The organism is Halomonas sp. M1 (genome assembly GCF_029581375.1).
Taxonomy (GTDB): domain Bacteria; phylum Pseudomonadota; class Gammaproteobacteria; order Pseudomonadales; family Halomonadaceae; genus Vreelandella.
This window is the reverse complement of the sequence record NZ_CP121119.1, coordinates 2,805,079-2,830,062: the sequence shown is the minus strand read 5'-3', so window position 1 is coordinate 2,830,062 and position 24,984 is coordinate 2,805,079. Positions and strand designations below refer to the sequence as shown.

Annotated in this window: 23 protein-coding genes, 2 tRNA genes and 1 other RNA gene; 6 read left to right on the top strand and 20 right to left on the bottom strand. The window is 55.1% G+C overall.

The window, feature by feature from the left end; genetic code table 11:
- Window positions 1-102: 102 nt before the first annotated feature.
- The 8 genes from P8S54_RS13080 to rlmE form a co-directional block, all read right to left on the bottom strand.
- Window positions 103-179 (bottom strand) — tRNA-Met (locus P8S54_RS13080).
- A 165-nt stretch (window positions 180-344) separates the two neighbouring features.
- A tRNA-Leu gene (locus P8S54_RS13075) sits at window positions 345-431 on the bottom strand.
- A 34-nt stretch (window positions 432-465) separates the two neighbouring features.
- Window positions 466-825 carry a preprotein translocase subunit SecG gene (gene secG, locus P8S54_RS13070; RefSeq protein ID WP_281442076.1) on the bottom strand — a complete coding sequence of 120 codons (360 nt, stop codon included), beginning with the start codon at window positions 823-825 and terminating at the stop codon, window positions 466-468.
- 4 nt (window positions 826-829) lie between these two features.
- Window positions 830-1,579 (bottom strand): triose-phosphate isomerase, encoded by a 750-nt coding sequence (tpiA, locus tag P8S54_RS13065; RefSeq protein ID WP_281442075.1) that lies wholly within the window; start codon window positions 1,577-1,579, stop codon window positions 830-832.
- Between the two features lie 93 nt (window positions 1,580-1,672).
- Entirely contained in the window at window positions 1,673-3,022 is a 1,350-nt protein-coding gene (gene glmM / locus P8S54_RS13060) for a phosphoglucosamine mutase (protein ID WP_281442074.1), read from the bottom strand.
- Complete coding sequence (gene folP, locus P8S54_RS13055; RefSeq protein WP_281442073.1) at window positions 3,019-3,936, bottom strand: dihydropteroate synthase; 918 nt, start codon at window positions 3,934-3,936, stop codon at window positions 3,019-3,021. The genes glmM and folP overlap by 4 nt, the downstream gene beginning before the upstream one ends.
- Window positions 3,937-4,037: 101 nt before the next feature.
- Entirely contained in the window at window positions 4,038-6,035 is a 1,998-nt protein-coding gene (gene ftsH, locus P8S54_RS13050; RefSeq protein WP_281442072.1) for an ATP-dependent zinc metalloprotease FtsH, read from the bottom strand.
- A gap of 314 nt (window positions 6,036-6,349) precedes the next feature.
- On the bottom strand, window positions 6,350-6,997 hold the full coding sequence (gene rlmE, locus P8S54_RS13045) for a 23S rRNA (uridine(2552)-2'-O)-methyltransferase RlmE (protein ID WP_009097395.1): 648 nt from the start codon (window positions 6,995-6,997) through the stop codon (window positions 6,350-6,352).
- Window positions 6,998-7,111: 114 nt separating this feature from the next.
- Here rlmE and yhbY point away from each other — a divergent pair, with 114 nt between their 5' ends.
- Window positions 7,112-7,438, top strand: a complete 327-nt coding sequence (gene yhbY / locus P8S54_RS13040; protein ID WP_009097393.1) for a ribosome assembly RNA-binding protein YhbY — start codon at window positions 7,112-7,114, stop codon at window positions 7,436-7,438.
- 147 nt (window positions 7,439-7,585) lie between these two features.
- Here yhbY and greA read toward each other — a convergent pair whose 3' ends face one another.
- The 8 genes from greA to grpE all read right to left on the bottom strand — a co-directional run bounded on the left by greA (window position 7,586) and on the right by grpE (window position 18,246).
- Entirely contained in the window at window positions 7,586-8,062 is a 477-nt protein-coding gene (greA, locus tag P8S54_RS13035) for a transcription elongation factor GreA (RefSeq protein ID WP_281442071.1), read from the bottom strand.
- The gene (gene carB / locus P8S54_RS13030) at window positions 8,059-11,289 is read right to left on the bottom strand and encodes a carbamoyl-phosphate synthase large subunit (protein WP_281442070.1); all 3,231 of its coding nucleotides are present in this window, start codon (window positions 11,287-11,289) and stop codon (window positions 8,059-8,061) included. Before carB ends, greA begins: the two co-directional genes overlap by 4 nt.
- A gap of 65 nt (window positions 11,290-11,354) precedes the next feature.
- A complete protein-coding gene (carA, locus tag P8S54_RS13025; protein WP_009097386.1) occupies window positions 11,355-12,500 on the bottom strand; it encodes a glutamine-hydrolyzing carbamoyl-phosphate synthase small subunit in 1,146 nt (381 codons plus the stop codon).
- 407 nt (window positions 12,501-12,907) lie between these two features.
- Window positions 12,908-13,714, bottom strand: a complete 807-nt coding sequence (gene dapB, locus P8S54_RS13020) for a 4-hydroxy-tetrahydrodipicolinate reductase (protein ID WP_281442069.1) — start codon at window positions 13,712-13,714, stop codon at window positions 12,908-12,910.
- Between the two features lie 88 nt (window positions 13,715-13,802).
- The gene (locus P8S54_RS13015; protein ID WP_281442068.1) at window positions 13,803-14,084 is read right to left on the bottom strand and encodes a DUF2218 domain-containing protein; all 282 of its coding nucleotides are present in this window, start codon (window positions 14,082-14,084) and stop codon (window positions 13,803-13,805) included.
- A 189-nt stretch (window positions 14,085-14,273) separates the two neighbouring features.
- Window positions 14,274-15,425 carry a molecular chaperone DnaJ gene (gene dnaJ, locus P8S54_RS13010; protein ID WP_281442067.1) on the bottom strand — a complete coding sequence of 384 codons (1,152 nt, stop codon included), beginning with the start codon at window positions 15,423-15,425 and terminating at the stop codon, window positions 14,274-14,276.
- Between the two features lie 111 nt (window positions 15,426-15,536).
- Window positions 15,537-17,471: a molecular chaperone DnaK gene (dnaK, locus tag P8S54_RS13005; protein ID WP_281442066.1), complete on the bottom strand. Its 1,935-nt coding sequence runs from the start codon at window positions 17,469-17,471 to the stop codon at window positions 15,537-15,539.
- Between the two features lie 145 nt (window positions 17,472-17,616).
- Window positions 17,617-18,246: a nucleotide exchange factor GrpE gene (grpE, locus tag P8S54_RS13000; protein WP_281442065.1), complete on the bottom strand. Its 630-nt coding sequence runs from the start codon at window positions 18,244-18,246 to the stop codon at window positions 17,617-17,619.
- 202 nt (window positions 18,247-18,448) lie between these two features.
- Between grpE and recN the strand changes: the two genes are divergently transcribed.
- Window positions 18,449-20,122, top strand: coding sequence for a DNA repair protein RecN (gene recN, locus P8S54_RS12995; RefSeq protein ID WP_009097379.1), 1,674 nt, complete (start codon window positions 18,449-18,451; stop codon window positions 20,120-20,122).
- Window positions 20,123-20,164: 42 nt separating this feature from the next.
- On the opposite strand, the gene P8S54_RS12990 is transcribed toward recN, so the two are convergent.
- Window positions 20,165-21,028, bottom strand: coding sequence for a LysR family transcriptional regulator ArgP (locus P8S54_RS12990; protein WP_281442064.1), 864 nt, complete (start codon window positions 21,026-21,028; stop codon window positions 20,165-20,167).
- A gap of 371 nt (window positions 21,029-21,399) precedes the next feature.
- On the opposite strand from P8S54_RS12990, the gene P8S54_RS12985 reads away from it, so the two are divergent.
- Entirely contained in the window at window positions 21,400-22,011 is a 612-nt protein-coding gene (locus tag P8S54_RS12985; RefSeq protein ID WP_281442063.1) for a LysE/ArgO family amino acid transporter, read from the top strand.
- Between the two features lie 93 nt (window positions 22,012-22,104).
- Here P8S54_RS12985 and fur read toward each other — a convergent pair whose 3' ends face one another.
- On the bottom strand, window positions 22,105-22,557 hold the full coding sequence (gene fur / locus P8S54_RS12980; protein WP_263066293.1) for a ferric iron uptake transcriptional regulator: 453 nt from the start codon (window positions 22,555-22,557) through the stop codon (window positions 22,105-22,107).
- 72 nt (window positions 22,558-22,629) lie between these two features.
- Between fur and bamE the strand changes: the two genes are divergently transcribed.
- Window positions 22,630-23,100 (top strand): outer membrane protein assembly factor BamE, encoded by a 471-nt coding sequence (bamE, locus tag P8S54_RS12975; protein ID WP_281442062.1) that lies wholly within the window; start codon window positions 22,630-22,632, stop codon window positions 23,098-23,100.
- Window positions 23,101-23,102: 2 nt separating this feature from the next.
- Here the strand turns inward: bamE and P8S54_RS12970 are convergent, their stop codons facing one another.
- Both P8S54_RS12970 and P8S54_RS12965 read right to left on the bottom strand, forming a co-directional pair.
- Window positions 23,103-23,414, bottom strand: a complete 312-nt coding sequence (locus P8S54_RS12970) for an RnfH family protein (protein ID WP_281442061.1) — start codon at window positions 23,412-23,414, stop codon at window positions 23,103-23,105.
- A complete protein-coding gene (locus P8S54_RS12965; protein WP_281442060.1) occupies window positions 23,404-23,838 on the bottom strand; it encodes a type II toxin-antitoxin system RatA family toxin in 435 nt (144 codons plus the stop codon). The genes P8S54_RS12970 and P8S54_RS12965 overlap by 11 nt, the downstream gene beginning before the upstream one ends.
- Window positions 23,839-23,964: 126 nt before the next feature.
- Between P8S54_RS12965 and smpB the strand changes: the two genes are divergently transcribed.
- Complete coding sequence (gene smpB, locus P8S54_RS12960) at window positions 23,965-24,456, top strand: SsrA-binding protein SmpB (RefSeq protein WP_009097365.1); 492 nt, start codon at window positions 23,965-23,967, stop codon at window positions 24,454-24,456.
- A 45-nt stretch (window positions 24,457-24,501) separates the two neighbouring features.
- Window positions 24,502-24,882, top strand: a transfer-messenger RNA (tmRNA) gene (gene ssrA, locus P8S54_RS12955).
- Window positions 24,883-24,984: the final 102 nt, after the last annotated feature.

Below are 24,984 nucleotides of genomic sequence, written 5' to 3'. Positions count from 1 at the left end.
ATACCACTTTAGCAACATGCGGCGGATGTCGTTAAGTTGACTTCTCACCATCTCAGTTACTCATCAGTGACCGCAACTGGGATATAACATATTACTAGAAGATGGTAGCGGGGACCGGATTTGAACCGATGACCTTCGGGTTATGAGCCCGACGAGCTACCAGACTGCTCCACCCCGCATCAATCTAGGTCGACGATAATAGACACTTGAACCACTTACGTCAAGAACTCATTTTCAAGAACTTGCTTCAAGTACAATTTTCGTCTCAGGTGCCAACCCCTGCTATCTTTTACAAAAGCGTATTAGGCAAAAACTCTGGGAAGCTGACAAGCCAGCAAAACAGATGGTGCCGAAGGCGGGACTTGAACCCGCACGACCATACGGTCACTACCCCCTCAAGATAGCGTGTCTACCAATTCCACCACTTCGGCATCAGGGGAGGCTAAAGAAAGCGACATCAAGACGTTACTCGCTGCTTTCCTCTAGCACTGGCGCGGTATTATCCATACTTGCAGGCCCGTCGTCAAGCGTTGGAATACTACGCTGCTGCTCGATGAGGCGGGAGTCGGGGATACCGGCTTCCGGGGCTTGGCTCGCCTGGGTCGCAAAGTAAGCGAGCGTCATCGAGGTTACGAAAAAACCTGCCGCTAGCACAGCGGTCGTACGGGATAAGAAATTACCGCTTCCCCGCGAACCAAAAACGGTTTGCGATGCACCGCCACCAAAGGCGGCCCCCGCTTCGGCACCTTTACCCTGCTGAAGCAGGATGAGTACAACCAGGGCGATCGCAATCACCACGTGAACCATAAGAATTGCAACTTGCATGGCGTTATCCTGCTGACTGACAAATGGCGTAGAAATCGTTGGTTTTGAGCGAAGCACCGCCCACTAAACCACCGTCGATATCCGGCTGCGCGAGTAGCTCAGCCGCATTACTTGCGTTCATGCTGCCGCCGTATAGCAGCTTAAGCTGCTCGGCAAGCGAGGTATCAAAACCAGCCTGGTAGGCACGAATACCCGCCATCACCTCTTGGGCCTGTTCAGGAGTGGCGGTGCGCCCAGTGCCAATTGCCCATACGGGCTCATAGGCAATCACGACATGAAGGCGCTGAGCGGGTTCCAAACGGGCCATCACATGACCGACTTGGCGAAGCACAATATCCATCGTACTGCCCGCATCACGCTCTTCCAGGGTTTCGCCAACGCAGAGAATAGGCCTCAGGCCAACATCCAAGGCGGCTACCAAGCGGTCAAACACCTGCTCATCGGTTTCACGATAGAGCTTGCGACGCTCAGAGTGGCCGACCAGCACGTAGCCAACCTCAAACTCTTTCAGCATTCGGCCGCTAATTTCACCCGTATGCGCCCCTGAGTGCTGGGGGTTGAGCGTTTGCGCCCCTAATTGCAGCGGCGTGTTTTTGAACGCATGACGGGCCGCATCCAAATACGGAAATGGCGGTATGATAACAACGTCGATATCTGCAGACAGTGTCGCTGCCGCGAAAGCGTCTCCAAACGCTTGAATCAACGCCGTCGAACCGTTCATTTTCCAGTTACCGGCAATTAATGGCGTGCGCATTGACTATCCTCACTCAAGGTGGAGCGAAATGGTATAGGAGCAGCCTTGTCAAGACAACCGCTGTTACAGGCATAGCGCGGTTTGTTGCGCAGCTTAACTCAGCAGCGCCTGCACTTGATTGGCTAGGTGACCGGCCAGCTTATCCACATCCAGATGGGCACGACCTTCCACCATCACGCGAATAAGCGGCTCGGTGCCCGAAGGCCTGAGCAGCACACGCCCCTGGTCACCCAACTCTTTTTCAAGCGTCGCTACGGCGTGCTGCAAAGGCTCTGACGCCATTACTTCTTTGGCACTAGCGCCCTTTGGCAGCCTAACATTCACCAGCGACTGCGGCACTTTTTCCAAACCCTTTAGCAGCGTGGGTAAGGTTTTTTGTTCACGCATCATCAGCGCTAACACCTGAAGAGCAGAAACAATTCCATCCCCCGTGGACTGCACATGCCCGCAAACAATATGCCCCGAGGACTCGCCACCAAGCTCCCACCCATTCTCAGCCATCATCTCCATCACGAAGCGATCACCGACCTTGGCCCGGGCAAAGGGGATACCCAGCTTTTCCAGCGCCATGGCAAGGCCAAAATTGCTCATGAGCGTTCCCACCACGCCACCTTCTAGCAGCCCTCGCTCATGACGGTCCCGGGCAATCAGATAAAGAATATCGTCGCCATCCACCTCACGACCATCAGCATCGACCAACAGCAAGCGGTCGCCATCTCCATCAAAAGCAATGCCTAAATCCGCCCCCTGCTGAATAACCGCTGCCCGCAGCGCTGCGGGATGAGTAGAGCCTACCTGCTGGTTAATATTTAGCCCGTTAGGGGAGGCCCCGATGACACTCACCTCCGCACCCAGCTCACGGAACACATTGGGCGCAATGTGATACGTCGCGCCATGGGCGCAGTCGAGCACCACTTTCAGTCCGTGCAGGCTTAAGCGATCCGGCAAGGTAGATTTACAAAACTCAATGTAACGTCCCGCGGCATCATCAATCCGCGTTGCTTTTCCCAGCGAAGCCGCCGCTGCCGTGGTTAACGGTGCATCCAGCATTGTTTCAATGCGATCTTCTATCTCATCGGGTAGCTTTTTACCCTCCGCCGAGAAGAACTTAATGCCGTTATCATCAAAGGGATTATGGGACGCGGAAATAACAATACCTGCATCCGCACGGAAGGTGCGAGTTAAGTAGGCGATCCCCGGCGTGGGCATAGGCCCCAAAAGCGAAACATCGACGCCTGCAGCAGAAAGCCCTGCTTCAAGCGCAGATTCAAACATATAGCCTGAGATACGCGTATCTTTCCCAATCAGCACCCGGGTAGGCCCCTTTTCACGGCGCAGCACTTGACCCGCCGCCCAACCTAGCTTGAGCATAAAATCAGCGGTAATCGGTGCCTGCCCAACGGTGCCACGAATACCGTCTGTGCCAAAATAACGTCGTGTCATGCATCAAACTCCTTGTTTAGCGGCGGCTCGCAGCCCTCTTGCAACACTGCCCACGCCATATTAACGGCATCCACCGTTGGGCCTACATCATGAACGCGTACGATATTAGCACCCCGCTCGACCGCCATAGCGGTTAGCGCAAGACCACCTGCCAAACGCTCTTCCACTGGGCGACCCAGCACTTTACCGATCATGCTTTTGCGCGACATACCGACCAACAGTGGCAGCTCTAACGCCTGTAACGCATCCATATATTTGAGCAAGCGTAGATTATGTTCAACGGTTTTGCCGAAGCCAAAGCCGGGATCGAGCAGCAATCGGTTACGGCGCAACCCTGCAGCTTCGCAGGCCGCAACGCGCTCTGCCAAATAGGCCACTACCGCACTTTCAACCGGCTGTTCATAGCGAGGTGACTGCTGCATATTCTGCGGCTCGCCCTGACGGTGCATTAAGCAGACCGGCAGGCCACTACCGATAGCAGCAGCAAGGGCACCTTCTCGCTCTAACGCGCGCACATCATTAATCATACCCGCACCGAGCGCGCTGGCTTGGCGCATGACCGCTGGACTGCTGGTATCGACCGACACCAACGCGTCCAACTCTCGCACTAGCGCTTCCACAACAGGGGACACACGATCTAGCTCTTCTTGCTCAGAGACAGCTGGCGCACCAGGACGCGTTGACTCGCCCCCCACATCAATCATCACCGCCCCTTCGGCGAGCATGCGCTCCGCATGGCGCAGCGCATCGTCCAGGGCGACGTGCTGCCCCCCATCGGAAAACGAATCGGGAGTCACATTGAGAATACCCATTACTCGGGGAAACGAGAGATCTAGCAAGTGGCGCCCACAGCGCAGGTGAAAGGCGCTGTCCGCTGCCTGTAAAGATGATGAAGAGTCAACTGTCGATTTCATGCGGCGGCCTGATTAAAAAGAGAACATTGCTGCGTGATGACCACAGCATAACAAAAAGGCGCCCCATAATGGGACGCCTTTGCTAACACTGCTTAAGGTACTTACGACCCAGCAGGACCACCTAACGGATCTGAAGGGCGGCGACGGGGTTCGTCGTCATCTTCTTCACCATCATCCTTGGATGGCGTGCCGTCTACCGGCTCTTCAGCACTGGCTTCTGGCTTGTCATCATTGACGGGCATACCGCCACCAGATGAATCACCATCGTCCCAGCCTTCCGGTGGACGCGGGTCGCGACCTTCCATGATGTCTTTCAGCTGCGTGGCGTCAATGGTTTCAAACTTCATCAGCGCTTCAGCCATGGCGTCCAGCTTGTCGCGGTTGTCGTTCAGAATCTGCCGCGCTTGCTCGTAGCACTCGTCGATAATCTTGCGGACTTCTTTATCAAGACGCGTGGTCGTTTCGCCAGACTTTAGCTTGCCGCCTTGACCAGGGCCACCGAGGAACTGGTGAGACTCATCCTCGTCGTACATGATCGGTCCCATTGCATCCGAAAGCCCCCACTTAGCCACCATGTTGTGAGCAAGCTCGGTTGCACGCTTAATGTCGTTCGAAGCACCCGTAGTCACACCATTGGGGCCTAACGTCATCTCTTCGGCGATACGGCCACCAAACAGCGAACAAATCTGACCGAGAATTTGCTGACGCGAGAGGCTATAGCGATCTTCTTCCGGCAAGAACATTGTCACGCCCAGCGCACGACCACGCGGGATGATAGTCACCTTGTAGACCGGGTCATGCCCTGGCACGACCAAACCGATAATAGCGTGACCTGATTCGTGGTAGGCCGTATTGAGCTTCTCTTTATCGGTCATGACCATGGATTTGCGCTCGGCGCCCATCATGATCTTGTCTTTGGCAAGCTCTAGCTCTTCCATAGCCACTAGGCGCTTGTTACGACGGGCAGCAAATAGCGCCGCTTCGTTAACCAAATTGGCTAAGTCAGCACCGGAGAAACCGGGGGTACCACGGGCGATCAATTGCGGTTTAACGTCGTCGGCCAACGGCACTTTGCGCAGGTGAACACCCAAAATGTGCTCACGGCCACGGATATCAGGCAAACCAACAGTTACCTGGCGGTCAAAGCGACCTGGGCGCATTAACGCGGGGTCAAGTACGTCAGGACGGTTAGTGGCCGCAATAACAATGATGCCTTCGTTCGCCTCGAAACCGTCCATCTCAACCAATAGCTGGTTTAGGGTCTGCTCGCGCTCATCATTACCGCCGCCCATCCCAGTACCGCGTGAACGACCAACGGCATCGATCTCATCGATAAAGATAATGCAGGGCGCCTGCTTTTTAGCCTGTTCGAACATGTCGCGTACACGGGAAGCACCCACACCCACGAACATCTCAACAAAGTCAGAACCCGAAATAGAGAAGAATGGCACTTTCGCTTCGCCGGCAATCGACTTAGCCAGCAGCGTTTTACCGGTACCCGGCGGGCCAACCATCAACACGCCGCGGGGGATAGTGCCACCCAAGCGCTGGAACTTCGTGGGATCGCGTAGGAAGTCGACCAGCTCTTCGACTTCTTCCTTCGCTTCATCACAGCCTGCAACATCAGCAAAGGTAGTTTTAATCTGGTCTTGCGAGAGCAGTTTTGCCTTCGATTTGCCAAAGCTCATCGGGCCGCCTTTACCGCCCCCAGCACCACCCTGCATTTGGCGCATAAAGAACATAAAGATGGCTAGAATCAACAGAATCGGGAAGCTGGCGACCAGCAGGCGCACCCAAATGCTTTGCTGCTCGGGCTCTTTACCGACAACCGTTACGTTGTTGCTCAACAGATCGTCCATCAGCTTAGGATCTTCTGCCGCAGGGCGAATGGTTTGGAACTGTGTACCATCCGTGCGCTCACCCGTGATGGTATAGCCATCAATAGTGACACTACGCACCTGCTGATTTTGCACCTGCTGCACAAACTGAGAGTAGTTAGTGGCTTGCGGTGCACTTTCCGTACTGAAATTGTTGAACACTGTCAGTAGAACGGCCGCGATGACCAACCACAGAATCAGGTTCTTCGCCATATCATTCAAGGGGCTACCCTCATTACAAGAATCCGTCAGTTAACCGCTAATACTCAGACCTTACACTAGAGCTTAACGTTCAACCATTGCCAAAGCGCATATGGCTTTGGGCCATCTGTGTCACGCTCGTCCAAGATGCCTAATGTGACACATGTTCCGCCTGCCTGTCTGGCAATTGCGGCGATAAAACTTAGCTATTACGGTGAATCAGGTCTATTGAGCTACCTAGCTACCGGTTAACTGTGCCTAACGCAGCATGCAGCTGGTCAAAAAAACAGTACGGCACCCAAAGCGCGCTATCAATAGCCCGCAGCCAGCTATCGCTAGCCACGAAACCCTTCTGCCAGAAAATAGACTTCACGGGAGCGCGCCCGGGAGGCATCAGGCTTACGTGTTACCACCCGATTAAAACTACCGCGCAACGCTTTCAAGTAAGCGTCAAACCCTTCGCCTTGAAACACCTTAGCCAAAAAGCGTCCCCCAGGGGGTAACGTTTCCCGGGCAAGCTCTAGCGCTAATTCTACCAGATACATAGCTTGAGGCTGGTCAATTGCTGCCATACCGCTCATATTGGGGGCCATGTCCGACATAACAAGGTCTACTGGGCGATTTCCTAAACGCTCAAGAATCGCGTTTAGCACGCGCTCTTCGGTAAAATCACCCTGGATGAAGTCAACCCCCGCGAGTGCATCCATCTCCAGTATATCGGAGGCGATGACCACACCCTCTGGCCCCACCTTCTCTGCGGCTATTTGACTCCACCCGCCGGGTGCTGCCCCTAAATCAATCACCGTCATGCCGGCACGAAAAAGCTTATCCTTTTCATCCATCTCCAGCAGCTTATAACTCGCCCGCGAGCGATAGCCGTCTTGCCAGCTCTGCTTAACGTACTGGTCGTCAAAATGTTCCTTCTTCCAGTTATTGCTGGTCTTGCTCACTGAATGTTTACGACTTGGGGGCTTTTGCTGCATGTGGGAATCTAACACTGATATAAGAGATGGGCGCATTTACGCGATTGCTTTCACTTAGCGGCATTTCACCGTAAGATGGAACGTTAAGCGCTAACCGGGATACCGCAAGATACCATGAGCTTGTCACAGGCACAAAAGAAAGCATTTCGTAGCATTGGCCACCACCTGAACCCGGTGGTCACCGTTTCTGAGAACGGCGTCTCCGAAAACCTGCTCGCAGAACTCAGCCGCGCGCTCAATGATCACGAGCTGATTAAAGTGAAGCTTGCCCTGCCCGAGCGCGACGACCGCGCCGCAATGGTCAACGAGCTACTGGCCAACAGTAAGGCCGAACTGGTGCAAACCATCGGTAAAATGGCGCTACTTTATCGCCGCAACCCAAAGGCCAACCCGAAGCTCTCTAACGTTGTGCGCTTTGAGAGCCACCACGGTCGGCACTAGATCCTGCTCCACGTCTAAAAGCGACGAGCAGCGCTAACATCGTAAGCGATGCAAAAAGCCCGAGGCATTAACTGCTTCGGGCTTTTTTTAGAACGTCATTAGGCTACCAAAGCGCGGACGCGATTAGCGCCCGCGAGTGGCGACGAACTAGAGGTGCTCTACGCTCTCAATTTCGTACTCAACATCACCACCGGGGGTTTTCACCGCGACGATGTCGCCCTCTTCTTTGCCGATCATCGCACGGGCAATGGGTGACGTTACTGAAATGCGACCCTCTTTAATGTTGGCCTCATCTTCACCCACGATACGATAGGTTACGCTGGCATCGCTATCCAGATTCAGCAGCGAGACGGTTACACCAAAAATCACCTTACCCGTTCTCGGCAGCTTCGTAACATCAATCACTTGAGCAACAGAGAGCTTGCTCTCAATTTCCTGAATACGCCCTTCGATAAACCCCTGCTGCTCGCGAGCGGCGTGATACTCGGCGTTCTCTTTAAGGTCGCCGTGTTCACGCGCCTCTGCGATAGCGGCAATCACTTGAGGGCGTGCCTCGCCCTTCAAATGAGCAAGCTCATCACGGAGGCTCTTTTCTCCCGCTACCGTCATCGGGACCTTGTTCATTGCGTTGCTCCTGCATGCAGATCCTGAAGGCGCCGCACCGTAATCTCCCTACCGTACTCAAGCGCCATGCAAACAGCATTAGCGCCCGCCAAGGTGGTCGCATAGGGCACCTTGCGCGAGAGAGCAGTACGGCGAATTACCGAAGAGTCGTTAATAGCCTGACGACCTTCCGTAGTGTTCACAATGTAGGCGATTTCGTCGTTCTTGAGCAGATCGACGATATGGGGACGGCCTTCGTAGACTTTATTGACGTGCTCTACGTCGAGCCCGGCAGCTTCAAGCGCCGCTGCCGTGCCACGCGTTGCACATAGTGTGAAGCCCAATGTTAGCAGAGAACGCGCAACTTCGATAATCCCCTGCTTGTCCGGCTCGCGCACCGACAGGAATGCTTTACGCTCGCCATCCAGCGCAGGAATCGCTTCACCCGCGCCCAACTGTGCCTTGAAGAAGGCTTCGGCAAAGGTGTCGCCAGACCCCATCACTTCACCGGTAGACTTCATTTCTGGTGAGAGGATCGGGTCTACGCCCTGGAACTTGTTGAACGGGAAGACCGCTTCTTTGACGCTATAAAAATGCGGGATAATTTCGCGCTCAAAACCCTGCTCGGCGAGCGTTTTACCGGCCATGCAACGTGCGGCAATTTGCGCAAGCGACGTGCCGATGCACTTAGACACAAACGGCACGGTACGCGAGGCGCGGGGGTTCACCTCAATCACGTAGATCTCACCATCCTGCCACGCGAGCTGCACGTTCATTAAGCCTTTAACACCTAGCTCCACGGCCATCTGCTTCACTTGGTCACGCATTTCATCCTGCACATCGGCAGGCAGCGAGTAAGGTGGCAACGCACAGGCAGAGTCACCGGAGTGAACGCCTGCTTGCTCAACGTGCTGCATAATGCCGCCGATCACCACTTGCTGACCGTCTGAAACGGCATCGATATCGACCTCTACCGCCGCGCTCAGGAAGTGGTCAAGCAGCACCGGCGAGTCATTAGAGACTTTCACCGCATGGGTCATGTAGTTTTCAAGTTCGGAGGCGTCGTAGACGATCTCCATCGCACGGCCACCCAGTACGTAGCTCGGGCGAACCACGAGCGGATAGCCAATCACTTCTGCCTTAGAAAATGCTTCTTCAAAGCTACGCGCCGTCGCATTAGGCGGCTGTTTCAGCCCAAGCTTGTCGATCATCACCTGGAAGCGCTCACGGTCCTCAGCGCGGTCGATGGCGTCCGGCGTGGTGCCGATGATCGGCACGCCTGCGGCTTCCAGCTCACGGGCCAGTTTCAGCGGTGTTTGACCACCAAACTGCACAATCACGCCTACCGGTTTCTCTTTATCGGCAATTTCCAGCACGTCTTCCAGCGTTACCGGCTCAAAGTAGAGACGATCCGAGGTGTCGTAATCGGTAGATACGGTTTCCGGGTTGCAGTTGACCATGATGGTTTCGTAGCCATCGTCGCGCATAGCGAAAGCGGCGTGAACACAGCAGTAGTCGAACTCGATACCCTGGCCGATGCGGTTGGGGCCACCGCCAAGTACCATAATTTTCTGGCGATCCGACACATCCGCCTCGCACTCCTCTTCATAGGTGGAGTACATGTAGGCGGTGTCAGACGCAAATTCCGCAGCACAGGTATCAACGCGCTTATAAACCGGGCGAATACCGGCGGCCTGACGGGTTTTGCGGAACTCTTTTTCCGACACGCCAAGCAGTTTTGCCAGGCGCGCATCGCCGAAGCCTTTGCGCTTGAGCTGGTAAAGCTCGCGGGCAGAGAAGTCAGCAAGCGTGCGCTTGGCAACGGCGTTTTCAGTCAGCACTAAGTCTTCCAGCTGCACCAGGAACCACGGGTCGATATTGGTCAGCGCAAATACGTCCTCAACGCTCATACCTGAGCGCATGGCGTCCGCAATGTAGAAAATGCGCTCGGCACCGGCGGCTTGAAGCTCACCCTGAATGACCGACATGTTATCCGGTGTAAAATCGGTGATGATCGGATCAAGGCCATCGTTACCGGTTTCCAGGCCGCGCAGGGCTTTCTGCAGTGACTCTTGGAAAGTCCGGCCAATCGCCATCACCTCACCCACCGACTTCATCTGGGTGGTCAGACGGTCATTGGCCTGGGGGAATTTTTCAAACGTGAAACGTGGAATTTTGGTTACCACGTAATCAATCGAGGGCTCAAACGACGCGGGCGTGCGGCCACCGGTGATGTCGTTTTGCAGCTCATCTAACGTATAGCCCACGGCCAGCTTGGCGGCGATTTTGGCAATCGGGAAGCCCGTCGCCTTAGACGCCAGCGCCGAGGAGCGGGATACCCGCGGGTTCATCTCGATAACCACCAAGCGGCCGGTTTTCGGATCCATACCGAACTGGACGTTGGAGCCGCCGGTTTCCACACCAATCTCACGCAGTACCGCGAGGCTGGCGTCACGCATGATCTGGTACTCTTTATCCGTCAGCGTTTGCGCAGGCGCAACGGTAATGGAGTCACCGGTGTGAACGCCCATAGGGTCGAAGTTTTCAATCGCACAGACGATGATGCAGTTGTCGTTGCGGTCGCGCACCACTTCCATCTCGTACTCTTTCCACCCCAGCAGCGACTCATCAATCAGCAGCTCGTGGTTGTTGGAAAGCTCGAAACCGCGCATACAGATCTCTTCGAACTCTTCCTTGTTATACGCCACGCCGCCGCCGGAGCCGCCCATGGTGTAGGAAGGGCGAATAATGGTCGGGAAGCCCAGCTCAGCCTGAATCTCCCAGGCTTCATCCATGCTGTGCGCGACTTTCGCTTTCGGGCACTCTAAACCAATACGCTTCATGGCCTGATCGAACAGATCGCGGTCTTCGGCCATGTTAATCGCATCGGCGTTGGCACCGATCATCTCGACATTGTACTTTTCCAGCACGCCGTGCTTTTCAAGCTCAAGCGCACAGTTAAGCGCCGTCTGACCACCCATGGTGGGCAAAATAGCGTCGGGACGCTCGGCTTCAATAATCTTTTCCACCGCCTGCCAGGTGATTGGCTCGATGTACGTGGCATCGGCCATGGCGGGGTCGGTCATAATGGTAGCGGGGTTGGAGTTAACCAACACAACCCGGTACCCCTCCTCGCGCAGCGCCTTACACGCCTGAGCACCGGAGTAGTCGAACTCGCAGGCCTGGCCGATAACGATCGGACCAGCGCCAATAATAAGAATGCTGTTGATATCAGTACGCTTTGGCATAACGGTTCCCGCAAAAAAGTGGTGACGATGAGCAACAAAAACGGCGTAACGTTGGCAGCGCTGCGTTAGCGACGCGCTTTCATCATGGCGATAAAGCGATCAAACAGCGGCGCTACATCGCGCGGCCCGGGGCTCGCTTCCGGGTGTCCTTGAAAGCTAAACGCCGGGCGGTCAGTGCGCTCAATGCCTTGCAGGGTGCCGTCAAACAGCGAGCGATGCGTTGCCCGCACGTTACTGGGCAGCGTTGCCTCATCGGCGGCAAAGCCGTGGTTTTGGCTAGTGATCATTACCGTGCCGGACGCTAAGTCTTGCACCGGGTGGTTAGCACCATGGTGACCGTGGCTCATCTTGAGTGTCTTCGCGCCGGAGGCCAGTGCCAGCAGTTGGTGGCCAAGGCAGATACCAAATACCGGCGTGTCGGTTTCCAGCACCTCTTGAATGGCTTTGATCGCGTAATCGCAGGGCTCAGGATCCCCGGGGCCGTTGGCTAGGAAAACACCGTCCGGGTTCATCGCCAATACCTCGGCGGCTGGCGTTTGCGCCGGCACAACCGTCAGGCGGCAGCCGCGAGCGGCCAGCATGCGCAGGATGTTAAATTTAACGCCGTAATCAAACGCCACCACGTGATAAGGACGCTCGCGCTTAGTCATGTCGGCGTAGCCCTCACCCAAAGTCCACTCGCCCTCTGACCACTCGTAAGCTTCTTTACACGAGACTTCTTTAGCCAGGTCCATGCCTTTCAACCCAGGAAACGCCTTCGCCGCCGCCAGCGCCCGCTCAACCGCATCGCTGCCCTCTGCATCCGCCCCTGCCAAAATCGCGCCGTTTTGCGCACCCTTATCGCGCAGAATGCGCGTTAACCGGCGAGTGTCGATGTCGGCAATGCCCAGTATGTTTTGGCTTTTCAGATAATCCGAGAGGCTTTGCTCCGAACGGAAGCTACTCGCCATAAGCGGTAGATCGCGAATCACCAGGCCCGCTGCTGCAATAGACGCGGATTCCACATCTTCGGAATTAATGCCGGTATTGCCAATATGCGGGTAGGTGAGCGTAACGATTTGACGGGTATAAGAGGGGTCGGTGAGGATTTCTTGATAGCCGGTCATGGCTGTATTGAACACCACCTCACCGCTTGTGACGCCATCCGCGCCAATCGCTGTACCGTGAAATACGCTGCCATCTTCTAAGGCCAATATCGCGGGTTTGCTCAATGCGGGGTTATTCAAAACAAGTTCTCCCATGCTGGTGGGAGCCTGTGGGCGCAGGCTCGGCGATCCGGTTACGGCGTTTTTATAAGCAAACGTCGGGTCGTAAAAAAGCGGGACGAAGCCGATAATAAAAAAATCGGTTTCATCCCGCTTGTTGTTCTCTTCCACGGCGAGTTGCCATGGCGCAGCGTTTGGCTGACTATTTTTTCTAACCTAAGGCCAGTGCAACAAGCGCGGTGCTTTTTTACAGAGCATTCTCTACAGATGTTCGTTCACTGCAGATATGCTGCTGTTTTTTGCAGCCACTGGGCCAAAATTTTTGGAATGTTACAGGAATTTCTGGCCAAAAACTACCCCTGAATAGCAGAGGTGTTTAGCGATAGTTCGCTGTTTAAAACATTCGCTACCGCCTACTCCAGCCCCAACACATCCTGCATATCGTAACGGCCCACCTCTTTACCCGCGACCCAGCGTGCGGCGCGCACCGCACCTTTGGCAAAGGTCATGCGGCTGGAGGCTTTATGGGTAATTTCGATGCGTTCGCCTTCGGTGGCAAACATCACCGTGTGCTCGCCGACAATATCCCCCGCGCGCACGGTGGCAAAGCCGATCTCTTTATCAGTACGCGGGCCGCACTGCCCTACCCGCTCATATACACCGTGCTCTTTGAGGGTCCGGCCAATACTTTCCGCGACCACTTCGCCCATTTTGATCGCCGTACCTGAGGGCGCATCAACTTTATGGCGGTGGTGAGCTTCGATAACTTCAATATCGTAGCCTTCATCACCCAGCGCCTTAGCTGCCGTTTCCAAAAGCTTCAGGGTCAGGTTAACGCCGACGCTCATGTTCGGCGCGAACACCATGGCCACTTTATCGCGGTAGCTATCAAGCTGGGCCAGCTCATCATCGCTCATGCCGGTTGTGCCAATCACAATGCGTTTGTCGTGCTCGGCGCAGAAAGCCAAATTGGCCAGCGTTACCTGGGGCGCGGTGAAGTCGATCAGTACATCAAAGTCGTCCAAAATCGCACTTAATGACTCCACCGCTGCCACACCGCGCTTGCCAACGCCCGCCAGTTCGCCAATATCCGCACCGACCAGGGAGCTGCCCGGCTCAACGATTCCGCCTGCTAGCGAGGCTTTAGCCTCTTGCTCAACCGCGTTTACTAACGTGCGGCCCATACGGCCAGCCACGCCTACAATGGCAATTCGGGTCATGACAACTCCTGCGCATGCGCCGTTCGGCATCACGCGTTAGATAAAAATAAGGACAAAAAAGTGGCTCTGATTATAACAGACCGCCCCCTTAGTTTTCCCAGACGATTTCCAGCGGCTCGTCTTTCGCCATGCGCACTAAGTGGCTCTCCACCACGCCTTCTAACTGATCGAGGTGCTCCTCCTCCAGCGTTTCAATGGACACCAGCAGCCGTTCAGGCTCGGCGTAGATTAAGCAGGTGCCCGTCTCGAAGGTAATCGTGGCTTGCTGGTCGCCTTGCTCGACGACGAACGTATGCGCCCAGTGTTGGCAGAGACGGCTCATCAACCGCTCACCAAAGGGGGTCGCAATTTCAGTACGGGATAAAGGCATCGGAGTCTCTCCATGTAGGTAGCGAGTAAGTACCCACTAGCCTAATCCGCGTATTGATAAGAGCCAAGCGGACAATGAGCACTTATTACAACGATGCGTTCACTTAGCAACAGTCCACAAAAAACCAGCACCCAATGGATGCTGGTTTTTAGCGTTGCTACACAAACTGCATGAAATAGATAAAGATTCTTACGGCTTCATCTCTTCAAAGAACTTCTTCACACTGTCGAAGAAACCTGTCTTCTTCGGCGAGTGACTGTGGCTGTTGCTGCCATCGAAGCTCTTTTGCAGCTGGCGAAGCAGGTCTTTCTGCTCGTCATTGAGGTTGACGGGCGTCTCCAGCACTACTTTGCACAGCAGGTCGCCGGGGGCGCCGCCACGTACCGGCTTCACGCCTTTGCCACGCAGGCGGAAGAGTTTGCCGGTTTGGGTTTCCGGCGGGATCTTCAGCTTCACGCGGCCATCTAGCGTCGGCACTTCAAGCTCACCACCCAGCGAGGCATCCACAAAGTTGATCGGCACGTCGCACTGCAGGTGCTTACCGTCGCGCTTGAAGATGTGGTGCGGCTTAATGGCAACCTGAACGTACAGATCACCCGGTGGGCCACCGTTAACGCCGCTTTCGCCTTCGCCATTAAGACGAATACGATCCCCGGTGTCCACGCCCGGCGGTATCTTCACCGAGAGGGTGCGGGTTTCGCGAACGCGACCTTCGCCGTTACATTTATGGCACGGCACCTTAATGTGCTGGCCACTGCCGTGACAGGTCGGGCAGGTTTGCTGAACCGCAAAGAAGCCCTGCTGCATACGTACCTGACCATGACCATGGCAGGTGGGGCAGGTTTCTTTACTGGAACCTGGCTCAGCGCCACCACCATCGCAGCGGTCACACTCGATATGGCGCGGCACTCGGATGTCTACCGTGGTACCGGCCACCGCACTCTCTAGATCAAGCTCTAGGTTGTAGCGTAGGTCGGACCCTCGGGCTGGTGCGTTGGGGCCACGGCGACGGCCACCGCCGCCACCAAAGATATCGCCAAACACATCACCGAAGATGTCGCCGAAGTCACCAGCGCCACCGCCGAAACCACCGCCACCAAAGCCGCCGCCCTGGCCATCCACACCGGCATGACCAAACTGGTCGTAGGCCGCGCGCTTTTCGCCATCGCTTAGGATTTCGTACGCTTCAGACACTTCACGGAATTTTTCCGCTGCAGTGTTATCGTCCGGGTTTCGATCGGGGTGGAATTTTTGCGCCAGACGGCGATAGGCTTTTTTGATCTCTTTCTGATCAGCCCCTTTTTCGACACCCAGGACTTCGTAATAATCGCGTTTGGACATGGGTCCTACGCCTCCTGGTTAGCTACGCACTTAATAGGCGTCTCGGCCTTGGAAACAGCAACGCGGGAGTTGCCTCCCGCGTCACCACTTTCCTTGGCAGAAAGAGGTTAATTACTGCTTTTTCTGATCGTCGTTGACTTCTTCGTACTCGGCGTCAACCACATCGTCGTCCTGCTTGGCATTAGCACTTTCAGCGCCTTCACCCTCAGCCTGCTGGGCAGCTTCTGCCTGTTCGGCGTACATCTTCTGCGCCAGCTTGCCCGAAGCTTCGGTCAGGGCATCCAGTTTCTTCTGAATGTTGTCCTGATCGTCAGTTTTGAGCGCTTCTTCCAACTCAGCGATCGCGGTCTCGATGGCCTGCTTCTCGTCATCAGTCGCTTTATCGCCTGCTTCCTGGACGGTTTTGCGCGTGGCGTGAATCATGCCATCGGCTTGGTTACGCAGCTGTACCAGCGCTTCGAACTTTTTATCTTCGTCAGCGTGGGCTTCAGCGTCGCGCACCATCTGCTCGATCTCTTCATCAGTCAGACCACTAGAGGCCTTAATGACGATCGACTGCTCTTTATTGGTCGCCTTGTCTTTGGCTGACACGTTCAGAATACCGTTGGCATCCAGGTCGAAGGCTACTTCAATTTGCGGCACGCCGCGCGGTGCTGGCGGAATGTCGGCGAGATCAAAACGACCCAGCGACTTATTCTGCGACACTTGCTTACGCTCACCCTGAACGACGTGAATCGTCACGGCCGTTTGGTTGTCATCCGCCGTAGAGAAGGTTTGTGTCTTCTTGGTCGGAATCGTAGTGTTCTTGTCGATGAGCGCAGTCATCACGCCACCCATGGTTTCAATACCCAGGGTCAGCGGGGTAACGTCCAGCAGCAATACGTCTTTAACGTCACCGCCCAGTACGCCACCCTGAATCGCAGCACCTACGGCAACCGCTTCGTCAGCGTTGACGTCTTTGCGCGCTTCTTTACCGAAGAAATCAGCGGCTTTCTTCTGCACCATCGGCATGCGGGTCTGACCACCGACCAGAATCACTTCGTCGATTTCAGATGCAGAGAGGCCAGCATCTTTCAGCGCCATTTTGCACGGCTCAAGCGAGCGTTGTACCAGCTCTTCAACCAGTGACTCCAGCTTGGCGCGCGTCACCTTCACATTAAGGTGTTTCGGGCCTGTGTTATCCGCCGTGATGTAGGGCAGGTTAACATCCGTTTGCTGGGCGCTGGAAAGCTCAATTTTGGCTTTCTCGGCGGCTTCTTTCAGACGCTGCATGGCGAGGTTGTCGCCGGACAGGTCAATGCCGCTGTCTGTCTTGAACTGGTCAACTAAGTAGTTAATCAGCGCCAGATCGAAATCTTCACCGCCCAAGAAGGTGTCACCGTTCGTGGCTAACACTTCAAACTGGGTTTCGCCATCAACGTCAGCGACTTCGATGATCGAAATATCAAACGTACCGCCACCCAGGTCGTATACCGCGATGGTTTTATCACCGCGCGACTTGTCCATGCCGTAGGCCAGTGCAGCAGCGGTTGGCTCGTTGATGATGCGCTTAACGTCCAAACCAGCAATACGGCCAGCGTCTTTCGTCGCTTGGCGCTGGCTGTCGTTGAAGTAGGCCGGCACGGTGATAACCGCTTCGGTCACTTCTTCGCCGAGATAGTCTTCGGCGGTTTTCTTCATTTTCTTCAGCACTTCCGCGCTTACCTGCGGCGGTGCCATTTTCTTGCCTTTTACTTCTACCCACGCGTCGCCGTTATCTGCTTCAGCGATTTTGTACGGCACCATTTTGATGTCTTTTTGTACAACGTCGTCTTTGAAGCGACGGCCAATCAGGCGCTTGATGGCGTAAAGCGTGTTTTCAGGGTTAGTCACGGCTTGGCGTTTCGCCGCCTGACCTACCAGCGTTTCACCGTCGTCGGTGTAGGCAATGATGGAAGGCGTGGTACGACCGCCTTCGGCGTTTTCGATTACTTTAGCGCTGTCACCATCAAGCACGGCCACACAAGAGTTGGTGGTGCCCAGGTCGATACCAATAATGCGTCCCATAGCAAAAACCTCGAATTCGTTTGTTACAAAACTGAAAAGTTCGTTTTTTAAAACAGTGTGCGGGCTTATCCCGCGGGGTTGACCCTTATTTGGGGGCCGCTAGCAGCATTTCAAGGGCTTTTTTGTGCTTAGCGGCAACCTTTTCTTACTTAGCTTTTTGGCTAACCACCACCATGGCCGGACGCACTAAGCGTCCGTTGAGCAGATAACCCTTCTGCATCACGTCCATAACGGTATTTGGCTCAAGCTCGGGATTGGGCACCATGGTCATCGCTTCATGCACCTGCGGGTCGAAGGGTTCACCCTGGGGGTCAATACTCTCAACGCCAAACTTGTTGAGCACGCCCAGCTGCATTGTCAGGGTCATCGAGACACCCTCACGGTGAACATCCGACGCGCCGTCTTGCATGCTTTCGAGCGCTTTTTCGAGGCTGTCCACAACGGGCAGCAATTCTTTCACAAACTTCTCAAGGGCAAACTTGCGGGCTTTTTCGGCTTCTTGCTCGGCCCGGCGGCGTACGTTCTGGGCTTCGGCCGCAGCGCGTAGGGCCTGGTCTTTAGCTTCTGCCAAACTTAATTCCAGCTCTTCTACTTGAGCAGCCAGCACGTCGGCTTCTGGGCTGCCTTCATCGCCTTGAAGCGGGATCTCATCATTAATCAGACCTTCGAGCTCGTCTTCAATCAGACGCTCTTCAGCGGATTGCTCGGTGACTTCCGCTTCTTGCTCACGGCGGGCCAGCTCATCATCCATGGGGGTTTGCGGTTCTTTAGCCATGCCTTGCTCCTAAAAATATGCAGTGGTGCCCCAAAGCGGCACACCAGAGTTAAGTAGGGAGTATTAACCACGTATGCAGCCTATATGGGGGCCATAAAAGCCATCTCAAGAGCAGCATTGAAGTGAGTTATCGACTACTGTATAAAACAACAATCATTGGATAAGTATCCAGCTTCTGTGCCGCACCGCCTCAGGAGGCCTTATGCTCACTCAGCTTGCCATCCAGGACTACGCTATTGTTGACCGTCTGGAACTCGATTTAACCCGTGGCATGACCGCCATTACCGGGGAAACCGGGGCGGGTAAATCGATTCTACTGGGCGCCCTTGGCCTCTGTTTGGGTGAGCGTGCCGATGCTGGCAGCGTGCGCCACGGCTGCGAACGCACCGACCTTTCTGCCCGTTTTGATATTCAGCACCTGCCTGCCGCCGTGGAGTGGTTAACCGCCCGAGAACTACCCACAGAAGAGTGCTTACTGCGCCGGGTAGTCACTGCCAGCGGGCGCTCTAAAGCATGGATTAACGGCCATCCCGCCACGATTGCCGATCTAAAATCTCTGGGTGAGCAGTTGATCCAAATTCATGGGCAGCACGCGCATCAAGCACTTATGCGTGAAGAGACTCACCTTGCGCTGCTGGATGATTATGCGGGGCTGCGCGAAAGCAGCCAGCAACTCGCAGACACATTTCGCGAATGGCGAAGTGCTAGGCGACGGCTGAAAAAGCTCAGCGAAGAAGGCAGCGAAGTGGAAGCCAAGCGCCAGCTGCTGCGCTATCAAGTAGAAGAACTCGACCAGCTTGGTTTGGCAGAGGGTGAGCTTAAAACGTTAGAAGAAGAGCAGCACACCCTGGCCCACGCGGAAGAGACCCTGCGAGAAACTCAGTTTGCCGCCGACTGTTGCGCCAGCGACGAAGGGGGTGCGCTCTCTTTGCTGAATCAAGCTTACGCTCATTTAAGCGCCCTTCCGGGGAGCGATAAGGGCACACTCGCCAATACCTTGGCCATGCTGAGCGATGCCCGCATTCAGGTTGAAGAAGCCTCTAGCGAGCTTAGCCGATTGGCAAGTACCACTGAGCTAGACCCAGAGCGCTTGGCCTGGGTGGAAGAGCGCATGGGGGATGTTCACCGCATCGCCCGCAAGCATCACGTCGCTCCAGAAGAGATTTGTGCGCTGCACGCCCAGCTGAGCCACGAGGTCGCCCAGTTAGAAAGTAGCGATAACGACCTGGAGTCGTTAAGCACTTTGGTGGCTGAGTGCCGGGAGCGCTACCGTAGCGATGCCAAAAAACTCAGTGAGGCGCGGCAGAAAGCCGCCGTGCGCCTGGGGAAAGAGGTGCAGCAGCAGCTGGCCTTCCTAGCCATGGGCAAGGCCCGCTTTGAGGTCGATGTTACGCCCCGTGATACTCCCACCCCGGAAGGGCTGGATCACATTCAGTTCCTGATTAGCGCAAACCCAGGCCAGCCCGCAAGACCCCTTACCAAAGTGGCGTCGGGGGGGGAGCTTTCGCGTATCAGCCTCGCAATTCAGGTCGTGGCAGCGGCTCACTCTACTATTCCTAGCCTGGTGTTTGATGAGGTGGATGTGGGTATTTCAGGGGCAACAGCAGAAATTGTCGGCCAACTGCTACGTAAGCTGGGGGAAAATGGCCAAGTGATGACCGTGACCCACCTCCCCCAGGTGGCCGCTCAGGCGCATCAGCATCTACATATCGAAAAACGCGCCAAGCGGGATACTACGCTGACCCACATGGCGCTGCTAGATGAACGCGGGCGAATTAGTGAGCTGGCTCGCATGCTGGGGGGCGTGACGCTCTCCGACCAAACACTGGCCCACGCCCGTGAAATGCTCCACGCCAGCCAGCGCCTGCCGCATTAAGGGCTAACCACTGCAGCGCCACCCGCTTGGCGCTGCAAGCCCTTACAACATCCGACTCGCCTGCTCCATCACTGTGCGCCTCAGTGCTGCAAGCGGTGCGCTTTCTGTTTGCCAAAAGTGCCAATAGAGCGGTACATCTAGGGTAAAAGCGGGCCCTACGTCCAGCAGCTGACCGCTTTCGAGGTAATCCGCCACCTGTAGTTCCGGTAACATACCGTACCCTAGGCCATGGAGTGCCATTTTGACGAAGCCCTCAGAAGAGGGTACCCGATGCTGACGACCAGGCGGCGGTAGCCCCTGCGCCTCAAGAAACTGGTGCTGCAAGCGGTCGTCGCGGTTAAAAATCAAGCAGGGGGCGTCAACCAACCGCCAGGGGTCACACTGCGTGCGATAGCGCTCAATAAAGGCAGGGCTTGCCAGCGCCCGGTAACGCAAAACACCTAGCGGGCTTACCGCGCCCCCATTAACCGGCTGCGCTTCAGCACAGATACACGCCATCACTTCGCCATTGCGCATCCGGCCAAGCCCCACCTCTTGGTCTTCAACCACTAAATCAAAATCCATCTGATGACTTAGTGGGCAAGCCGCTATCGCCTGCGCTAACCATGTGGCCATTGAATCCGCATTAACCGTCAATCGCACCTTAAGCGGCTCCCCCTGCGCTTCGTCTAACAGCCCCAATTCCAGCTGCTTAACCTGCTGCAGGTGGTTATTCAAACGACGCCCCAGCGCTGTCGCCATCGGCGGCGAGCGCCTTAGCACTACTGGTTGGCCCAGGCGGTGCTCTAGCTGGCGAATTCGCTGACTAACCGCTGATTGAGTAAGGTGAAGCTTCTGCGCTGCTTTTTCGAACCCACCCGTTTCAATAACTGCACTCAGTGCTTCCAATAGCCGGTAGTCCAACATTTCGCCTCCTTAATAGCATGAAAACTGATGTGAACAGCACATTGCTCAAATTTGCAGCGTAATAAAAAGTGCTTTGCACCATGGCGGGTACGAAACGTCGGCCATACCCATATTTTTCGCACAACGGCCAAGCACTAATCACACCTTTTCACACGCTTACCCACCTACTACCCACACACCCATCCACACATTTATCCACAACCACATTCACACGCCTGCTCACTAGGGGCTGGAAAGCGCTGTGCTGCCGACGCTGTAGATAGCTCTTAGCATAAGAAATGCTTATGTAGCATAAATATTATTCGTTAGATTAATAAACAAGCCCACACTTACTGTAAAAGGCTCATTAATCAGCATTAGAGGCACTTCGCATGACACCGTCGCTACTCACGGGCTTTGGCATTTCCCTGGGTTTAATTGTCGCCATTGGCGCCCAAAACGCCTGGGTGCTTAATAAAAGCATGCGCCGAGAGTACCCCTGGGTAGTGGCTGCCATTTGCGCCAGTATCGATGCCACCCTAATTACGCTGGGTGTTTATAGCATTGAGTCGCTTCAGCAACGGCTACCCACACTGGTACCGGTCATGACTTGGCTAGGGATAGCGCTGCTGTGCTGGTTGGGTGGGCAAGCTTTCAGGCGCGCCTGGCAGGGCAGCAGCGGTTTGTTAACCAGCCAACAGCGTGGCGCCCATAGCGGCTGGCAGATTGCGGGCCAAGCAGCCGCTATTTCGCTTCTAAATCCGCACGTATACCTTGATACCGTTGTACTTATTGGCAGTGTCGGCGTGCAGCAAGCCAATACAACGGCGTTCGTTATTGGGGCGTCGTCTGCTTCGCTACTGTGGTTTTTCTCCCTGGCGGGGTTTGGGCGCTTTCTTGGCCCCAAACTGCAATCTCCTCGCGCATGGCGAATCTTCGATACGTTAATTGGCACCATTATGTTGCTAGTGGCGTTTTCACTTGCCCCCACTGCAACCGGCTAAAATAGAGATAAAAATGCCCGATATAAAAACGCCCCCAAGGCGCAAGTGAAACGTCACTGGCTCCTTGGGGGCGATTTTTAGCGCAACTAACGGCTATTTTTTATTCGTAGGGCCACTGTCTTGGCGCGTAATGTCCGACCCGCGAGGGCGCACATACAACACAAGGGCGTGGTCTACTAGCTCGTAGCCGTGCTCTTCCGCTATTTCTTGCTGGCGACGCTCGATGATGTCATCAAGAAACTCGATGATTTCACCGCTTTCCAGACACACCATGTGATCATGGTGGTCTTCTTGAGTCATCTCGAATACCGCATGGCCACCGTCAAAATTGTGACGAATCACTAAGCCTGCCGACTCAAACTGAGTCAGCACGCGATAGACGGTTGCCAAACCAACATCCTCGCCCGCATCAATCAGTGTTTTGTACACTTCTTCTGCGCTAAGGTGGTGTTGGCCCGAAGCATTTTCGAGAATCTGCAGGATCTTGACGCGCGGCAGGGTCACTTTCAGCCCGGCTTTGCGCAGTTCATGGTTCTGATCGGCCATGGTTGCTCTTCGCAGTAACAGGTTAGGTCGGGTATGATCGACCGAAACCACGATAGTGAAGAACAGGCTCAAATGCAAAAATTGACTCGTATCATTACCCTTTCCGTTGCCCTAGCCGTTGTTAGTGGCTGCAGCTACGTTGGCGTTTACAAGCGCGACATTCCCCAGGGCAACCTGGTCACTCAAGAGATGGTTAGCCAGCTCCAACCAGGCATGACCCAGGAGCAGGTAACCTACGTCATGGGTCGTCCGCTGTTGGAAGCGCCCTTCGACTCACAACAGTGGGACTACGTTTACCGCCTCGACAAAGCCTACAGCGGCGTTGAACAGCGCCGCGTTACCCTTACCTTTGATAACGCAGGGCGCTTGGTCAATATTGATCAGCAAGGCAATTTCTCGGGCGACCTTCCCATCAGCACCGATAGCGGCGTAGGCCCAGCGGTAGAAGGATCTGACCCGCTAGACGCGCTACCTACGCCTACTCAGCAAGCACCCACCCCTGAGAACGACCCCAACCCGCAGCCGGTGATTATGACCGAGTAATATTACTGGCCCTTGGCTTGGCGCTTTGCGCGCTCAAGCCTTGCGGCTTTGGGGTCAACCTGCAGCGGGCGGTAAACCTCCACACGGTCGCCCGCGCGCAGGACTTCCTTTTCAGGCTGACGCAGCGCTTTGCCAAAAACACCCAGCGGCGCTTGCTCAAAGGCGGTGCTAGGCAGTTCAGGAAACAGGCTTGGCAAATCGGCGAGAGCCACTGCCTGGCGCGCCGTTGTACCCTGAGGCACCCTAACGGCCACTAGACGCTGCTTATGAGGCAACCCAAAGGCAACCTCTACGGTAAACGCATCAGCGTCCATACAGCTCGTCAGCACGCTTAGTGAAAGCGTCTACCAGCTGCCCAGCAATTTGCTGAAAGAGTTTGCCAAACGCCATGCCCAACAGCCGATTGCTAAACTCAAAATCCATTTCTAGGCTAACCTTGCAGGCATCTTCCCCCATGGGGATAAACAGCCAGCGACCTGTGAGCCGCTTGAAGGGGCCTTTCACTAACGACATTTCTATCCGCTCGGGCGCAAAGAGATCGTTACGGGTGGTAATAGTTTGTTCAACCCCGGCGCGCCCTAAGGTCATTTCGCCGATTAAGTGAACATCATCGCGCTCAAGCAAGCGCGCGCGGCGACACCCCGGCAAAAATTCGGGATAGCGTTCGAAATCATTGACTAAATCGAACATTTGCTGGGGGGTGTGCCGCACCAAGGCGGTACGATTAACGGTTGGCATTGACCTCTCCGCTGACTTCACAGTGCCCAAAGCGTATCATGGGAAACATTTTTCAGACCTTGAATGGTATCACGCCTCCCCCTATAACGAATGGGGGCGCTACCGACAGATCAACGATGAGGTTCCATGGCCACTAAGAAAGGTAAGAGCAAGGGCCCCAGCAGCAGCGTAATTGCCCAAAACAAGAAGGCGCGGTTTGAGTACCACATCAACGAGGTGCTTGAAGCCGGTTTGGTGCTTGCTGGCTGGGAAGTAAAGAGCTTGCGCGCCGGTAAGGCGCAGCTGACGGATACCTATATCCTGGTACGCAACGGCGAAGCATTTCTGCTGGGTAGCCATATCATGCCACTGAATACGGCAAGCACCCACGAGATTGCCGACCCTACGCGTACGCGAAAACTGCTGCTACATCGTAAAGAGATCGCCAAAATCTTTTCGATCACCCAGGACAAAGGCCATACCTGTGTGCCGCTCAAGCTTTATTGGAAGCGCAATAAAGTAAAATGTGAGCTGGCGTTGGTGACAGGTAAACAGCTGCATGACAAGCGCGCCACTGAAAAAGATCGCGACTGGAGCCGTCAAAAAGGGCGAATCATGCGGGAACATAACAAGGCTTAACTGGTCAATTAGCAGCGAGCACGTTAGAATGCTCGCTTGTAATAAGGGGGCGACATGGTTTCGACGCCGGTGACAACCCTTGCGGTGCATGCCGAGAGCGTGATGTATCTCGTAAATCCCACATCACAATCAAATAGTCGCAAATGACGAAAACTACGCTCAAGGCGCGCTAGCAGCTTAAACACTGTTAGCTTCTTGTCTGGCCCTAAGGTGATGTGCCTATTCATCACTGAGGGGATACGAGCTAAAGCTGATAGGACCGCGGTTGGTGGTGTCTTCTCTCCAACCGTTAAACTTTAGAGGGCTCGCGTGACTGAATCCTGACCGTCGGAGTCAGTTGCGTTAAAACAAATGACGGAATCTAAGCATGTAGAGCCAATAGGCGAGTGCTGGCGGACGCGGGTTCAATTCCCGCCGCCTCCACCACCTTACTATACAAATCAAGCACCTACGGGTGCTTTTTTTGTTTGACAGCCCTTCCTGCCGCACCATATTGCGCCTAAAAAGCTAAGCACTGCAGGCAAATGT

What these genes read in the sequence shown, in the direction of transcription:
- P8S54_RS12965 (WP_281442060.1), bottom strand. Translation starts at nt 23,838, where the DNA reads ATGCCAACCGTTAATCGTACCGCCTTGGTGCGGCACACCCCCCAGCAA.
- recN (WP_009097379.1), top strand. Translation starts at nt 18,449, where the DNA reads ATGCTCACTCAGCTTGCCATCCAGGACTACGCTATTGTTGACCGTCTG.
- dnaJ (WP_281442067.1), bottom strand. Translation starts at nt 15,425, where the DNA reads ATGTCCAAACGCGATTATTACGAAGTCCTGGGTGTCGAAAAAGGGGCT.
- fur (WP_263066293.1), bottom strand. Translation starts at nt 22,557, where the DNA reads ATGGCCGATCAGAACCATGAACTGCGCAAAGCCGGGCTGAAAGTGACC.
- P8S54_RS13015 (WP_281442068.1), bottom strand. Translation starts at nt 14,084, where the DNA reads ATGCCTTTATCCCGTACTGAAATTGCGACCCCCTTTGGTGAGCGGTTG.
- carB (WP_281442070.1), bottom strand. Translation starts at nt 11,289, where the DNA reads ATGCCAAAGCGTACTGATATCAACAGCATTCTTATTATTGGCGCTGGT.
- secG (WP_281442076.1), bottom strand. Translation starts at nt 825, where the DNA reads ATGCAAGTTGCAATTCTTATGGTTCACGTGGTGATTGCGATCGCCCTG.
- yhbY (WP_009097393.1), top strand. Translation starts at nt 7,112, where the DNA reads ATGAGCTTGTCACAGGCACAAAAGAAAGCATTTCGTAGCATTGGCCAC.
- grpE (WP_281442065.1), bottom strand. Translation starts at nt 18,246, where the DNA reads ATGGCTAAAGAACCGCAAACCCCCATGGATGATGAGCTGGCCCGCCGT.
- P8S54_RS12970 (WP_281442061.1), bottom strand. Translation starts at nt 23,414, where the DNA reads ATGGACGCTGATGCGTTTACCGTAGAGGTTGCCTTTGGGTTGCCTCAT.
- dapB (WP_281442069.1), bottom strand. Translation starts at nt 13,714, where the DNA reads ATGACCCGAATTGCCATTGTAGGCGTGGCTGGCCGTATGGGCCGCACG.
- glmM (WP_281442074.1), bottom strand. Translation starts at nt 3,022, where the DNA reads ATGACACGACGTTATTTTGGCACAGACGGTATTCGTGGCACCGTTGGG.
- bamE (WP_281442062.1), top strand. Translation starts at nt 22,630, where the DNA reads ATGCAAAAATTGACTCGTATCATTACCCTTTCCGTTGCCCTAGCCGTT.
- P8S54_RS12990 (WP_281442064.1), bottom strand. Translation starts at nt 21,028, where the DNA reads ATGTTGGACTACCGGCTATTGGAAGCACTGAGTGCAGTTATTGAAACG.
- P8S54_RS12985 (WP_281442063.1), top strand. Translation starts at nt 21,400, where the DNA reads ATGACACCGTCGCTACTCACGGGCTTTGGCATTTCCCTGGGTTTAATT.
- smpB (WP_009097365.1), top strand. Translation starts at nt 23,965, where the DNA reads ATGGCCACTAAGAAAGGTAAGAGCAAGGGCCCCAGCAGCAGCGTAATT.
- greA (WP_281442071.1), bottom strand. Translation starts at nt 8,062, where the DNA reads ATGAACAAGGTCCCGATGACGGTAGCGGGAGAAAAGAGCCTCCGTGAT.
- rlmE (WP_009097395.1), bottom strand. Translation starts at nt 6,997, where the DNA reads ATGCAGCAAAAGCCCCCAAGTCGTAAACATTCAGTGAGCAAGACCAGC.
- tpiA (WP_281442075.1), bottom strand. Translation starts at nt 1,579, where the DNA reads ATGCGCACGCCATTAATTGCCGGTAACTGGAAAATGAACGGTTCGACG.
- folP (WP_281442073.1), bottom strand. Translation starts at nt 3,936, where the DNA reads ATGAAATCGACAGTTGACTCTTCATCATCTTTACAGGCAGCGGACAGC.
- dnaK (WP_281442066.1), bottom strand. Translation starts at nt 17,471, where the DNA reads ATGGGACGCATTATTGGTATCGACCTGGGCACCACCAACTCTTGTGTG.